The sequence below is a fragment of the Marinobacter litoralis genome, from assembly GCF_016427555.1.
GTDB classification, from domain to species: domain Bacteria; phylum Pseudomonadota; class Gammaproteobacteria; order Pseudomonadales; family Oleiphilaceae; genus Marinobacter; species Marinobacter litoralis_A.
The window spans coordinates 59,258-72,281 of sequence record NZ_JAELVS010000001.1 but is presented as its reverse complement, the minus strand read 5'-3'; the positions used below and the strand labels follow the sequence as shown (position 1 = coordinate 72,281).

At 54.2% G+C, this 13,024-nt stretch carries 13 protein-coding genes; 6 read left to right on the top strand and 7 right to left on the bottom strand.

Annotation, left to right across the window (positions count from 1 at the left end):
* Positions 1-148: 148 nt before the first annotated feature.
* From JAO79_RS00325 to JAO79_RS00315, 3 genes are all read right to left on the bottom strand, one after another.
* Positions 149-733, bottom strand: a complete 585-nt coding sequence (locus JAO79_RS00325; RefSeq protein WP_199005188.1) for a YggT family protein — start codon at positions 731-733, stop codon at positions 149-151.
* A gap of 21 nt (positions 734-754) precedes the next feature.
* Positions 755-1,588 (bottom strand): pyrroline-5-carboxylate reductase, encoded by an 834-nt coding sequence (gene proC, locus JAO79_RS00320; RefSeq protein ID WP_199005187.1) that lies wholly within the window; start codon positions 1,586-1,588, stop codon positions 755-757.
* 75 nt (positions 1,589-1,663) lie between these two features.
* Positions 1,664-2,365, bottom strand: a complete 702-nt coding sequence (locus JAO79_RS00315; protein WP_199005186.1) for a YggS family pyridoxal phosphate-dependent enzyme — start codon at positions 2,363-2,365, stop codon at positions 1,664-1,666.
* A 52-nt stretch (positions 2,366-2,417) separates the two neighbouring features.
* Between JAO79_RS00315 and JAO79_RS00310 the strand changes: the two genes are divergently transcribed.
* The 3 genes from JAO79_RS00310 (at position 2,418) to JAO79_RS00300 (ending at position 6,218) form a co-directional block, all read left to right on the top strand.
* A complete protein-coding gene (locus JAO79_RS00310; RefSeq protein WP_199005185.1) occupies positions 2,418-3,452 on the top strand; it encodes a type IV pilus twitching motility protein PilT in 1,035 nt (344 codons plus the stop codon).
* 37 nt (positions 3,453-3,489) lie between these two features.
* Complete coding sequence (locus tag JAO79_RS00305) at positions 3,490-4,611, top strand: PilT/PilU family type 4a pilus ATPase (RefSeq protein WP_199005184.1); 1,122 nt, start codon at positions 3,490-3,492, stop codon at positions 4,609-4,611.
* Between the two features lie 146 nt (positions 4,612-4,757).
* Positions 4,758-6,218 carry an OmpP1/FadL family transporter gene (locus tag JAO79_RS00300; protein ID WP_199005183.1) on the top strand — a complete coding sequence of 487 codons (1,461 nt, stop codon included), beginning with the start codon at positions 4,758-4,760 and terminating at the stop codon, positions 6,216-6,218.
* Between the two features lie 63 nt (positions 6,219-6,281).
* Here the strand turns inward: JAO79_RS00300 and polA are convergent, their stop codons facing one another.
* Positions 6,282-9,005, bottom strand: a complete 2,724-nt coding sequence (gene polA / locus JAO79_RS00295; RefSeq protein ID WP_199005182.1) for a DNA polymerase I — start codon at positions 9,003-9,005, stop codon at positions 6,282-6,284.
* A gap of 104 nt (positions 9,006-9,109) precedes the next feature.
* On the opposite strand from polA, the gene JAO79_RS00290 reads away from it, so the two are divergent.
* On the top strand, positions 9,110-9,448 hold the full coding sequence (locus tag JAO79_RS00290; RefSeq protein ID WP_199006570.1) for a DUF2782 domain-containing protein: 339 nt from the start codon (positions 9,110-9,112) through the stop codon (positions 9,446-9,448).
* A 24-nt stretch (positions 9,449-9,472) separates the two neighbouring features.
* Here the strand turns inward: JAO79_RS00290 and JAO79_RS00285 are convergent, their stop codons facing one another.
* A complete protein-coding gene (locus tag JAO79_RS00285) occupies positions 9,473-9,931 on the bottom strand; it encodes a fibronectin type III domain-containing protein (protein ID WP_199005181.1) in 459 nt (152 codons plus the stop codon).
* Positions 9,932-10,198: 267 nt separating this feature from the next.
* Between JAO79_RS00285 and JAO79_RS00280 the strand changes: the two genes are divergently transcribed.
* Positions 10,199-10,600 (top strand): hypothetical protein, encoded by a 402-nt coding sequence (locus tag JAO79_RS00280; RefSeq protein WP_199005180.1) that lies wholly within the window; start codon positions 10,199-10,201, stop codon positions 10,598-10,600.
* Positions 10,601-10,686: 86 nt separating this feature from the next.
* On the opposite strand, the gene JAO79_RS00275 is transcribed toward JAO79_RS00280, so the two are convergent.
* Positions 10,687-11,352: a DUF4124 domain-containing protein gene (locus JAO79_RS00275; RefSeq protein WP_199005179.1), complete on the bottom strand. Its 666-nt coding sequence runs from the start codon at positions 11,350-11,352 to the stop codon at positions 10,687-10,689.
* A gap of 3 nt (positions 11,353-11,355) precedes the next feature.
* Entirely contained in the window at positions 11,356-11,994 is a 639-nt protein-coding gene (pyrE, locus tag JAO79_RS00270) for an orotate phosphoribosyltransferase (RefSeq protein ID WP_199005178.1), read from the bottom strand.
* 80 nt (positions 11,995-12,074) lie between these two features.
* Here pyrE and JAO79_RS00265 point away from each other — a divergent pair, with 80 nt between their 5' ends.
* Positions 12,075-12,881 (top strand): exodeoxyribonuclease III, encoded by an 807-nt coding sequence (locus JAO79_RS00265; RefSeq protein WP_199005177.1) that lies wholly within the window; start codon positions 12,075-12,077, stop codon positions 12,879-12,881.
* The last annotated feature ends 143 nt before the right edge of the window (positions 12,882-13,024 follow it).

The following is a 13,024-nucleotide window of genomic DNA, read 5'->3' as shown; positions in this document are numbered from 1 at the left end:
ATTCTTAATACGGCATCGTTTAACAGATAAGGGTCGTTGGCATGAAATGACAAAAGAAAAAAGCCGGCGTATCAATGAGTTGATAGGCCGGCCTTGAGATGTTTAATGTTTTGGTATTATGTAACGATATGTATATTTGTGAGGCGGGTTACATTCCGGCACCGAGAAAGCCCATTCCTGCCGCGATTTTCATGTGATTAAGCACCACGTCCAGCACGTTCAGTATCAGGAACACGATAATCGGCGACAAATCGAGACCACCCATGGATGGCATGATGTTCCGGACCGGGCGCATGACCGGCTCGGTGATCTGAGCCACCAGTTGGATGGCCGGGTGCCCACTTTGGGGCGCAATCCAACTCACCACCACCACTGCGATGACCGACCAGAAGTAAATTTTCACGATCAGGCTAAGAACATTCAGCGTGCCCCACACCAGCAAGGTGAGCGGGTTGAGTGCGGGCACGCCTGCGTTGTAAATCAGCAGCATCAAAAAGAAGGTGATTGATTGGATCAGGACAGCCAGCACCAGTGCGGCACCATCAATGCCGCCCCAGCCCGGGATGATTCTGCGCAGCGGCCGTAACGGCGGGTTCGTTGCTTTTACGACGAACTGGGAAATCGGGTTGTAAAAATCGGCCCGCGCCAGTTGCAGAAGAAATCTAAGCAGCACCACCGACATATAAAAGGTGGATGCAATCATCAGAATGGTAATCAGAATGTCTGCCAGCATGAAGCTGTGTCTCCGTAACGGTTACTGTTTGTCGGCCAGTTCTTTGGACATTTCTTCCGAACGAGTGAAGGCGGCGTCGTACGCTTTCTTCACAAGATCACGCAGGCCACCGTCTTCGAATGTATTGATTGCCCGCTCGGTGGTGCCGCCCGGGGACATCACATTACGTTTCAGTTGAGCGGGCTCATGCTCGCTGCGTGCTGCCATTTCGGCGGCCCCTGCCATAGTCTGGATGGCCAGCTTTCTGGCGGTAGCCGGTTCAATTCCGGCATCCGTTGCAGCGCTTTCCAATGCTTCCAGCATCAGGAAAAAATAGGCCGGCCCGCTGCCCGAAAGGGCTGTGACGCCGTGAATCAGATTCTCGTCCTCTACCCAGAGCGCAGTGCCGATGCTTTCGAAAACCGTTTGTACCATGGTTTTTTGTTCGTCCGACACTTTGTTGTTAGCGAACAGACCGGCGGCGCCTTTGCCTACGAGTGACGGTGTGTTCGGCATCACACGAACCAGCGGCAGTCCGCCGCCCAGCCATTGGTCAATGGTGTCGGCGGTCAGGCCGGCAGCAATGGAGACAATCAGTGGCCGGGTATTCTGCACCACCGGTGCAATGTCGCGGCAGACATCGGCCATAACCTGGGGCTTTACCGCGAGAACGACGATGTCGGCTTGCTCCACACAGTAGCGATTGTTCGTGCTGACGCTCACGCCAAACTGGTTTCGAACAGCTTGCAAGTGGCTGTCATCGGGTGCGCTAACCCACATATTGTTGGCGTCGAAGTGGTTATCCAGCATGCCCCCAATAATAGCGCTGGCCATATTGCCGGCGCCGATAAACGAGATGACGGGTGATTTGCTCAAGGTGCGCTCCAAGTGCTTACTCAGTAAATGGTATGTTCCTGATGATAACAGGAACGCATGGATTCAGCTTAGGCACTATTTGGCCAGGCGAGCTCCAAACAGGGCCGAGCCAACCCGAACCCAGGTGGCGCCTTCTTCGATAGCCGGCTCCAGGTCGCTCGACATGCCCATCGACAACGTGTCGAGTTGCCGGGCACCGGATAAGCTTTGGTCGAGTTGGGCCAGTGCGTTTGCCAGTTTCCGGAAACTGTTTTTCAGATCGGCCTCGCTTTGGTTTGGGTCCGGGATGGCCATCAGTCCTCTCAGGGTCAGGTTGGGTAGTTCGCTGACAGCTGTGGCCAGTTTCGGTAGTTCGCTCAACGAGCAGCCGGATTTGCTCTCTTCATCGTTTACATTCACTTGCAGGCAGATGTTCAGTGGGCCGAGGGCCTTTGGGCGCTGTTCGCTGAGCCGGCGGGCAATTTTCAGGCGATCCACGCTGTGCACCCACGCGAAAGACTCAGCGATCTGCCGGGTTTTGTTGGACTGGATCGGGCCAATGAAATGCCATTCCAGAGCGTCCAGATCTTTAAGGGCCTCGATCTTGTCCAGCGCTTCCTGCAGGTAGTTTTCGCCGAATGCCGTTTGGCCAACCTCGGCGGCGGCACGAATGTCTTCCGGCGGCCGAGTTTTGCTAACTGCCAACAACCGCACACTGTCGGGCTTACGGCCGGCCTGCTCTGTTGCTTTTTGTATGCGTCGGGTTACGCTTCTGATGTTGTCTGCTATGCTGCTCATAGTGTGAGTTTGCCGCGTCTGTATTAAAAGAAAAAGCCTTCCGAGGATCCCTATGGATATTACTGAACTGCTTGCCTTTTCGGCCAAACAAGGTGCGTCGGATTTGCACCTGTCAGCAGGCCTTCCCCCCATGATTCGTGTCGATGGCGATGTGCGCCGGATCAACCTGCCTCCGATGGAGCACAAAGAGGTGCACGGGTTGATTTACGACATCATGAACGACAAGCAGCGCAAGGACTACGAAGAATTTCTGGAAACCGACTTCTCGTTCGAAGTTCCGGGGGTTGCTCGTTTTCGTGTGAACGCTTTTAACCAGAACCGTGGTGCCGGTGCCGTGTTCCGGACCATCCCCTCGAAAGTACTGACCATGGAAGATTTGGGCATGGGTCAGGTTTTCAAGGACATCGCTTCCGTGCCTCGTGGCCTGGTGTTGGTAACCGGGCCAACCGGTTCCGGTAAATCGACCACGTTGGCAGCGATGATGGACTACATCAACGATACCCGCTACGAGCACGTTCTGACCATTGAAGATCCGATCGAATTTGTTCACGAGTCGAAAAAGTGCCTCGTGAACCAGCGGGAAGTTCACAGGGATACACTTGGCTTTAACGAAGCCCTTCGCTCTGCCTTGCGGGAAGACCCTGACATCATTCTGGTGGGCGAGCTTCGAGACCTTGAAACCATTCGCCTGGCACTGACTGCGGCAGAAACCGGCCACCTGGTGTTCGGCACCCTGCACACCACTTCGGCTGCCAAAACCATCGACCGGGTGGTAGACGTATTCCCGGCCGAAGAGAAATCCATGGTTCGGTCGATGTTGTCCGAGTCGTTGCAGGCGGTTATCTCCCAGACCCTGATGAAGAAAATGGGCGGTGGCCGAATTGCGGCACACGAAATCATGATCGGTACCCCGGCCATTCGGAACCTGATTCGTGAGGACAAGATTGCGCAGATGTACTCGTCGATTCAGACCGGTGGCTCGATTGGCATGCAAACGCTGGATCAGTGTCTGGAAGGCTTGCTCAGGAAGGGGCTGATTTCCCGTGAAGATGCCCGGATGAAGGCGAAGATTCCGGATAATTTTTAAGTGTTGGCAATGATGTTGAAACCAATAGGTACGAAAAATGGAATTTGAAAAGCTGTTGCGGCTCATGGTGGAAAAAGGCGGTTCGGATCTTTTTATCACCGCGGGGGTTCCACCGAGCATGAAAGTGAACGGTAAGGTGTTACCGGTCACAAAAAATGCGTTGACGCCGGAACAGACCCGGGAGCTTGTCTATGGCGCAATGAATGACAAGCAACGCGCCGAGTTTGACGAAAGCCATGAGTGTAACTTTGCCATCAGTGCCCGGGGCATCGGCCGGTTCCGTGTCAGTGCGTTTTTTCAGCGCAATTTGTGCGGCATGGTATTGCGGCGCATTGAGGTGAAGATTCCGCAAATTGATGAGCTTTCATTGCCGGAAGTGATTAAGGACCTGGCTATGACCAAGCGAGGCCTGATCATGTTTGTGGGTGCGACCGGCACCGGTAAGTCCACCTCGTTGGCCGCCATGCTGGGGCATCGCAACCGGAACAGTCGGGGCCACATCATCTCTATTGAAGACCCGATCGAGTTTATTCATCAACACCAGGGCTGCATCGTCACCCAGCGTGAGGTGGGCATTGATACCGAGAGCTTTGAAGTCGCGCTGAAAAATACGCTGCGGCAGGCGCCCGATGTCATTCTCATTGGTGAGGTGCGTACCCGCCAGACCATGGAGTACTCGGTGCAGTTCGCCGAAACCGGTCACCTGTGTTTGGCAACGCTGCACGCGAACAATGCGAACCAGGCTCTGGACCGGATTATCCAGTTCTTTCCGCCCGAACAGCACAACCAGATCTGGATGGATTTGTCGCTCAACCTGAAAGCCATCGTGGCGCAGCAGCTGGTGCCAACGCCAGACGGCAAAGGTCGGAAAGCGGTTATTGAAGTGTTGATCAACACGCCTTTGGTGGCCGACATGATCCGAAAAGGTGAGGTGCACAAGCTGAAAGAGTTGATGTCGAAATCTAACGAAAGCGGCATGCAGACCTTCGATCAGGCGCTTTATAAGCTTTATTCGGAAGGCTCGATCACGTATGAAGATGCGTTGGCACACGCGGATTCGGCCAACGATCTGCGCTTGATGATCAAGCTGGGCAGTGACGCCAAGGGCGCTGACAGCTTGTCTTCCTCGGTTGATAAACTGACTATTCAGGACGACTAGATTTGTTGTGCAAAAAGCCCCCGATTGGGGGCTTTTTGCGTTTTGGGCGCAGCAGAAATAAATTAGCTTTGCAAATAGGTAGTTATGGCATTTGAGGCCAGAACCCACTGCTGCGTATACTCCGCGCGAACTAATAAGGAGACACCATGGACAAGAATACCAACGTACTCGTGAAAGCCATTCGTATGGCCACTTTGGCTGCTGTTGCTGCCCCTGCAACCGTTATGGCTGGTGGTTTTTCATTGAACGAGCAAAGCGCTAGCCAGATGGGTGTCGCCAACGCCGGCGCCGCCGCTAACCCTGAAAACGCGACCACTGTTTTCTTCAACCCGGCCGGTATGAGCCAGCTGTCTGGCACCAACATTTCTTTTGGTGCGGCGGTTTTGGATATTGATGCGGAAGCGAAGAGTGCCGAAGCACGCCGGAATGTTCCAGGTGTTGACGTACCGGTAAATGGTAACCGTGGCGGTGATATTGCGGACTTGGCCGTGCTGCCTAACTTCTATTTAACCCATGAAGTTAACGAGTCCATCGACGTTGGTTTTGGTATTCATGCTCCTTATGGGCTTGCGGCCGATTATGACGATAATTTTGAAGGTCGTTACTTTGCCGATAAGACTGAACTGAAAGCTATTGCATTCACTCCGTCCCTGTCTGTGAACAATGGTAAAGGTCTGTCCATGGGCGTTGGGCTGAACATCATGTATGCCGAGGGGCGCCTGACTAAGTTCCAAGATGTGGCCGGTCAAGTTTATCCTGCTGCCTTTGATGCCGGCATGGCGAATGGTCTTACTCCTCAGCAGGCAGATGCGGTGGCTAAGCAGCAAGTAGCTGGAATGCAAGATCCATATGCAGATATTGAGGGTGATGATGTTGGCGTTACTTTCCGGGTTGGCTTTCTTTATGAGCTGGACGAGCGCACGCAATTTGGCCTGAGTGCTCAGACGGGTACGGAATTAAAGCTAAAGGGTGATGCTGAAATTAGCAATTTACCTGATCCTGGAAACCCGGGTGCGACGAGAACTCTTACGGAAAAAGTTGAAGTTCCTCTGGCGATTCCCGAGGCGATCACATTCGGTGTTCGTCACCACCTGACTGATGATGTAACCCTTCTAGCGGGCGCAACATACGCGCGTTGGGGCCGGTTTGAAGAACTTGATATCTATAGCAGGGAAGGTGGCAAAGGAAAAATATCGGCTAATGTTGGCGACCCGATTACTCATATCACCGAAAAGTGGAAAAATACTTGGCAGGTGAATGTGGGTGGTATCTGGCAAGCAACGCCAGAGTGGGCCTTTAAAGCCGGTTATGCTTGGGATGAATCTCCTGTGGACCAGTACCTGACTGCCCGTATCCCGTCCAGTGATCGTCATTGGCTGACACTAGGTACACAATGGAAAGATGCACAAAGTGGCTGGGCTGTCGACGTGGCGGTAGGAACTCTGTTGTTTAAAGATGATCCTAAGTTCACTGAGCGTAACTACCAGCACAGTAACCCTGGTCAGGTCGCTGAGCTCGCGCCAGGAGTTGAAGACCCAAGCTACTACACAGCTGAATACGAACTCAGCGCCTGGAGCGCTGCGATCGAGGTCAGCAAAGCGTTCTAATACGTCGCTTAGCTAACCGCAATAAAAAACGCCCGGTTGAGGAGACTCACCGGGCGTTTTGCGTTAGTGGGCTTGATCCCAGTTGTCACCGACACCGGCTTCCACCAGCAGCGGAACGTCGAGCTTGGCGGCGGCAGACATGCGCTGTACCAGGCCCTCTCGAACTTTCTCCACAGCGGCTTCACGCACTTCGATGATCAGTTCGTCGTGTACCTGCATGGTCATCACGGCATCGTCAGCGTGGTTTTCATACAGCCACTGGTCCACATCAATCATTGCGCGTTTGATGATGTCGGCGGCCGTGCCTTGCATCGGTGCGTTGATGGCGGTGCGCTCGGCCGCCTGTTGCAGCTGTTTGTTCCGGGCGTTGATCTCTGGCAGGTACAGGCGGCGGCCGTACAGGGTTTCCACATAGCCGTCTTCGTGAGCTTGTTTGCGGATGTTGTCCATGTAACGCAGTACGCCCGGATAGCGCTCGAAATAACGGTCGATGTATTCCTGAGCCACTTTCCGCTCTACCCCCAGCTGGCGGGCCAACCCAAAGGCGGACATGCCGTAGATCAGGCCGAAGTTGATGGCCTTGGCGCTGCGACGCTGGTCGGAAGACACTTCAATCAGGCTTACACCGAACACTTCCGCGGCGGTCGCCTTGTGGATATCTTCGCCGTGCTCGAACGCCTTCAGCAGGCCTTTGTCGCCAGACAGGTGCGCCATGATGCGCAGTTCAATCTGGGAGTAGTCCGCAGCCAATAATTTATGGCCTTCCGGCGCGATGAACGCCTGACGAATCCGGCGGCCTTCCTGGGTTCGAATGGGGATATTCTGCAGGTTCGGTTCTGAGGATGATAGCCGCCCTGTAGCCGTCACCGCCTGATGGTACGAGGTATGCACCCGGCCAGTTCGGTGATGGATCAGCTCGGGCAAGGTGTCGGTGTAAGTAGACTTGAGCTTGCTCAGGCTGCGGTGTTCTACAATCAGCCGGGGCAGTTCATGCTCATGGGCAAGTTCCTGTAGCACGGGCTCTGCGGTGGAAGGCGCGCCTTTTGGTGTTTTCTTGACGACCCGGAGCCCCAGTTTGTCATACAGAATCGCTTGCAGCTGTTTGGGGGAACCCAGGTTGAAGGCTTCGCCAGCCACCTCGTGAGCTTCTTTCTCAAGCTCGGCCATGCGCTCGGCCAATTCCTGGCTGTGCTGTCTTAACGTGCTGGCGCTGATGAGCGTGCCGCGTTGTTCCATGCGCGATAACACGGGTACCAGCGGCAGGTCGATGTCCCGGTAGACGGATTCGAGTTTGCCGGTTTCTTTGAGTTTGGGGTTTAAAACGTGGTGCAGACGGAGAGTGATGTCTGCGTCTTCGGCGGCGTAAGGGCCGGCTTTTTCAAGATCGATCTGGTTGAACGTCAGCTGCTTCGCGCCTTTGCCTGCGATGGACTCAAAACTGACGGTGTCTTCGTCCAGATAAGCTTTGGCGAGGCTGTCCATGTCGTGGCGAGTAGCTACAGAGTTTAGCACGTAAGACTTCACCATTGTGTCGTCGCCGATGCCATCAAGGTGAATGCCGTGATTCGCCAGCACGTTTTTATCGTACTTCAGGTTCTGGCCGATTTTCGCCTGCTTGGGGTTCTCCAGAAGCGGTTTAAGCTGGGCCAGTACATCTTCCCTATCCAGCTGTTTGGGCGCGCCCATGTAGTCGTGGCCAACCGGTACGTATGCCGCCTCACCCGGTTCGATGGCGAAGGAGACACCGACGATTTCGGCATCCATATAGCGCAAGCTGGTGGTTTCGGTGTCGAAGGCAAAGGCATCCGCAGCTTTCAGGCGTTTTACCCATTCATCGAACGCAGCTTGCTCGGTGATGACCGTATACGTTCTTTCGATGGCTTGCTTCGGTTCGGAGGCTTCTGCAGCTACCGGCGTGTCGCTGTCACGGTTTTCAAGCTCGGAAATCCAGCCGCGGAATTCGTATTCTTTAAACAGTTCCAGCAGCGCATCGTCGTTCTGTTCGCGGTCTTTCAAATCTTCCAGACCAAATTCCAGATCCACATCCAGCCGGATGGTCGCCAGCTCACGGCTCAGGGGCAGGGTGTCGATTGCTTCGCGCAGGTATTCGCCGATCTTGCCTTTGATCTCGCTGGCGTGCTCGATCAGGTTGTCCAGATCGTTGTAGGCCTGCAGCCATTTCACCGCCGTTTTCGGGCCGCACTTGTTCACGCCCGGAATGTTGTCCACTTTGTCGCCGACCAGCGCAAGATAATCGATGATCTGCTCTGGCGTTACGCCGAATTTCTCGATCACGCCGTCTCGATCCATGGCGGTTTCGGTCATGGTGTTGATCAGGGTGACGTGGTCACTCACCAGTTGCGCCATGTCTTTATCGCCGGTAGACACCACCACATCGATGCCTTTACGGGTGGCTTCATTGGCCAGCGTGCCAATCACATCGTCGGCCTCGACACCGGGCACAATCAGGAGCGGAAGGCCCATCGCCTTTACAATCTCGTGGATGGGCTCAATCTGCATGGCCAGGTCTTCCGGCATCGGCGGGCGGTTGGCCTTGTACTCTTCGTACATCTCGTGACGGAAGGTTTTCCCCTTGGCATCAAACACAACCACTACCTTGGATTCAGGGAAGTCCTGGTCCAGTCGGCGTAGCATGCTGACCACGCCTTTAATAGCACCGGTGGGGTGGTTCTTGCTGGTAGTCAGTGGCGGGAGCGCGTGGTAGGCACGGAACAAATAGGACGAACCGTCTACCAGAACCACGGGGGGAGTCTTTTTCTCTGTCATGTCGATGCAAATCCGGATTCTGATTGAAGCGTGGGTTGGCTTGTGCAACTCTAAAGGTAAGTGCAATTCAAAGCCTGGATGATGAGTCAGAGGGTACCATGAAAATGAAGCGAATCGCCTGTTCCGCCCTGTTGTTGGGCTGTTTCTCTGTGCCGCTGATGGCTCAGGACGAAGGGGCTTTGGATGCGACGCCGGTGGAAACACCGAAAGAGCCGCTGGTGATCACCGACTACCAGCCGCCGGCGGGTGGTACCGAGATTGTGATTCGCCCGGGTGATGGTGAAGTCTTCTACGAATACCGGGTGAACGGGCAGCTAATGGAGATCAAAGTGGTGCCCGAAGTCGGGCCGGAATATTATCTGGTACCTGCCGATGGCGGTGGTTGGGTGCAGGATACAGATTCGGACCTCCTTGTCCCCAGCTGGGTGCTGTTTCGCTGGTAACGATTCCTTTCTTGTACACGCCGCTTAAATCAGGTTGACTTCGACCGACGCTGAGCGGCGGCTTTCCAGGCCATCAACATCGACGGTGGTGATGGCAAACTCGTAGGCACCGGGGGGCATGGCTCCTAACGGGTATTTCGTTGTGCTGGCGTCTTTCACCGAAATCACTTCGAATCGATCTTTGTGCTTCATACGGTAGTAGATTTTGTATTCTGCAATTTGCCCCAGAGCCAGCGAGGAGCCGTCTTCGCGGGTCAGTGGCGCATTCCAGACCAGCGTCTTAGGCTGCGATGTGTTGTCGGCGCCTTGATTCTCGAATGACTGCTTTGCCCCAGGGTCTATGGCTTGGTAAGCAGTTTCGGTCTGTGTGCCGGAACTTTCGCCTCCGTCCTGGCAGCCCGTGAGAATCAAGGCAGCTAACAGTAGTGTCAGCGTGGAGGTAACACGCACAGGTGCGCGCAGTGTGGTTGGCAATAATTTCATGAGTCACTCGCATACGGGGTCTGTTAGGAATGCCCCTTTGATCGGTTTGTATGGAGCCTGAATACAACAGGGAGACGGGCCAGAAAAACAGCTGAGGATTATGCCTGTGGTTAAGAAGTGATCAAGTGACAATTTAGTAAAGGCCGTGTAATCACTTTTAGTATGATCATTCTAATTTTTATCCGTATCTTGAGACATGAAATCTACTCAAGGCCACCGGGGTTACCGGTTTCCGGGCCGAAAGAGACCAACTCAAGGAGAGTTATTATGGGCAAACTTAAATCTTACCAAGAGCAGCTTCAGGACATCGTTGAAAAGGGCATCACTGCCGCTGAAGAGCAGCAGAAGAAGCTGGCAGCCAAGCCTTTCGACTACGCTGAGAAGCTGGAAGCCGAAGTTCGCGAATACACCGTTCAGACTCTGCGTGAGCGTTACAACGGTTACTCCGACACTTTGTTCAACCAGCTGCGTAGCCTGAACACCCGTTTCGGCGATTTCGCTGCCGAGTTGGTTGCCAAGCTGGAAAAAGAAGCAGCTGAAGGCGCCGACGCTGTAGCAGAAGCTGCTGAAGACGTTGCTGAAGCTGCTGAAGAAGCGAAGAAGTCTGTTGCCAGCAAGAAGCCGGCAAAGAAGACTGCTGCTAAGAAGAAAACCGCTGCTTCTGCCTAATCATTTAGGTTGTTGCAGTAGTGAAAAAGGCGCTCCACGTGAGCGCCTTTTTTGTGCTTTCTGGCCTGCCGGAATGCAAGCGAGTGTTACTCGGAACTGGTGGTTTCTGCTTCCGCATCGGTCAGAGGCAGGGTGCGCTCTGAACCGGTGATTTCTTCAAGCCGTTCGATGTCGGATAGAAAGCGTTTGGCAACCGTATCAATTTCCAGCCGCTGAGCTGCAATTTCTCGCTCGATATCGCGAACCTGACCTTCCAGGCGGTAGATTTTTTTCAGTGTCGCGTCTGGCACCTTTTGCCCCGCTCTTTCCATCTCGGCCGCCCGACGTTGTTCGTTGTCGAGTTGGCTGGTCAACACGGAAATGTTGCCGCGCTTCAAAGCAATCAGGCCTTCCAGTTCCTGCACTTTTCGATGCATGGCCCGAACAGCCTGATCAGGATGACTGAAGCGTTTGAGCAGCAGGCGATCCTTTTCGAGTTGCGCGGCTTGCTGTTTTTTACGCTCTTCGGCGGCTGCACGGGCTGCGAGTTCTTCAGCAGAAGGGGCCGGAGCGATGGTTTCGATCACTCGACCGTTATTGCTGATGATCTCGTAGCCGCGTTTAGTGGCTGACTGTGGAATGGTGTTACTGATGACCAGTCGGCCATTTTCATCGGTGTAACGATACATGCCCGCTTGCACGGCTGCTGTGGATAGCAGTCCCGCGGAAAGGAGAACGGCAAGAACCGGGGCTTTGGTGAAGCGGTGTTGCATGTATCAGACTCCGTAGCGGTCCCGATAGCTGGCTACGTTTTCGGCGTGGCCGGAAAAGTCGGGGTTAGACTTTAAGTAGTCTAGTACTTGTTCCAGACGAATGATGCTAACCACGGGTATGCCGAATTCCTGTTCGACTTCCTGAATGGCCGAGAGCTCGCCATTGCCCTTTTCCTGGCGATCCAGCGCGATCAGCACTCCGGCAGGTTCTGCCCCGGCGGCCCGAATGATGTCGATGGATTCCCGAATGGCGGTGCCAGCGGTGATGACATCGTCCACAATCAATACGTTACCTTGTAGTGGTGCGCCAACAATATTGCCACCTTCTCCGTGATCTTTCTTCTCTTTACGGTTAAAGGCAAAGGGTTTGCTGTTACCGTCTGTAGCAAGGGCCATTGCGGTGACGGTGGCCAACGGAATGCCCTTATAGGCGGGTCCGAAAATGATGTCATAATCCAATCCGCTTCGCTCAATCGCGGCGGCGTAGGCCTTGCTCAACTGCAACAGGTCGTCTCCGGTGTTGAACAGTCCGGCGTTGAAGAAATACGGGCTGGTGCGTCCGGATTTGAGAGTGAATTCTCCAAAACGAAGAACATTTCGCTGGATGGCAAACTCGATAAAATTTTTCTGATAGTCGTGCATGGCAAGGCTTCTGGCGGGGTTTGACTTTAAATAAGGCGTAAAACCGGTATCATACACAGAAACCGAATCAGGGAACACGTATGCGCGTAGTATCCATTAGCGTCAACGGTCTGGAGCAGGCTGTTGAGAAAGGCTTTTTTGACTGGCTGGCAGAGCAGGACGCCGATGTGGTGTGTGTTCAGGACCACCGCATGCGTGCCTATGAAGTCGAAGACAAAAATCTCATTCCCGAGGGTTATGAGGCTTACTTTATTGATGGTGAGCTGAACGAGCACGGCGGGGTGGGTATTTATACCCGTCATTTCCCCAAGGCGATTATGTACGGCTTTGCCAATGAGCAGGCCGATCGTGAAGGTCGGTTTATTCAGGCCGATTTCGATAAGGTTTCTGTGGCTTGCGTGCTGGCGCCTTGCGCGCTGGGGCGTGAGGAAGAGCTTATCGGCGATGATGATCTGACGGTTCTGGATCACAAAGACGAGTTTCTCGACGCGTTCGGTGTGCATATGCAGAAGACGCTGCGCAAGCGCCGTCAGTTTATTTTCTGTGCGAACTTGCAGTCTGCTCATCATGTGACGGATGCCAGCCCGCTTTATCACAAGACGGATTTTTCCGGGTTTTTGCCCCATGAGCGGGCCTGGTTGGATCGTTTGTTTGATGAAATGGGCTGTATTGATGCATTCCGCGAGATCAACAAGCAGAGCAATCAGTTTACCTGGTGGCCGGAGCAGACCGAGGGTTCTCGCAAGAAGGCGGGGATTCGGGTGGATTACCAGTTGCTGACACCGGGGATCCGCAAGACCATCAGTGATGGTTGGATTGATGGTGGTACGCGTTTTTCGGACCACGCTCCGGTGGTGATGGATTACGATATTGAGATTGGTTTTTGAGCTAACCGATCTCGCTTCGGGGGAGGGCGCCGTTTCGGTAAGCCTTCCCCAGAACCGCTACGAGCACATCCATGTGCGCTTCTCTCCGGCCATCCATGGCCTACGAAATTCTGGGGAAGGCTTACCGAAACGCCGCCCCAGAC

Coding starts and splice junctions, on each gene's coding strand:
- pyrE (WP_199005178.1), bottom strand. CDS start 11,994: ATGCACGACTATCAGAAAAATTTTATCGAGTTTGCCATCCAGCGAAAT.
- JAO79_RS00305 (WP_199005184.1), top strand. CDS start 3,490: ATGGAATTTGAAAAGCTGTTGCGGCTCATGGTGGAAAAAGGCGGTTCG.
- JAO79_RS00280 (WP_199005180.1), top strand. CDS start 10,199: ATGGGCAAACTTAAATCTTACCAAGAGCAGCTTCAGGACATCGTTGAA.
- JAO79_RS00275 (WP_199005179.1), bottom strand. CDS start 11,352: ATGCAACACCGCTTCACCAAAGCCCCGGTTCTTGCCGTTCTCCTTTCC.
- JAO79_RS00310 (WP_199005185.1), top strand. CDS start 2,418: ATGGATATTACTGAACTGCTTGCCTTTTCGGCCAAACAAGGTGCGTCG.
- polA (WP_199005182.1), bottom strand. CDS start 9,005: ATGACAGAGAAAAAGACTCCCCCCGTGGTTCTGGTAGACGGTTCGTCC.
- JAO79_RS00290 (WP_199006570.1), top strand. CDS start 9,110: ATGAAGCGAATCGCCTGTTCCGCCCTGTTGTTGGGCTGTTTCTCTGTG.
- JAO79_RS00325 (WP_199005188.1), bottom strand. CDS start 733: ATGCTGGCAGACATTCTGATTACCATTCTGATGATTGCATCCACCTTT.
- JAO79_RS00285 (WP_199005181.1), bottom strand. CDS start 9,931: ATGAAATTATTGCCAACCACACTGCGCGCACCTGTGCGTGTTACCTCC.
- JAO79_RS00315 (WP_199005186.1), bottom strand. CDS start 2,365: ATGAGCAGCATAGCAGACAACATCAGAAGCGTAACCCGACGCATACAA.
- JAO79_RS00300 (WP_199005183.1), top strand. CDS start 4,758: ATGGACAAGAATACCAACGTACTCGTGAAAGCCATTCGTATGGCCACT.
- JAO79_RS00265 (WP_199005177.1), top strand. CDS start 12,075: ATGCGCGTAGTATCCATTAGCGTCAACGGTCTGGAGCAGGCTGTTGAG.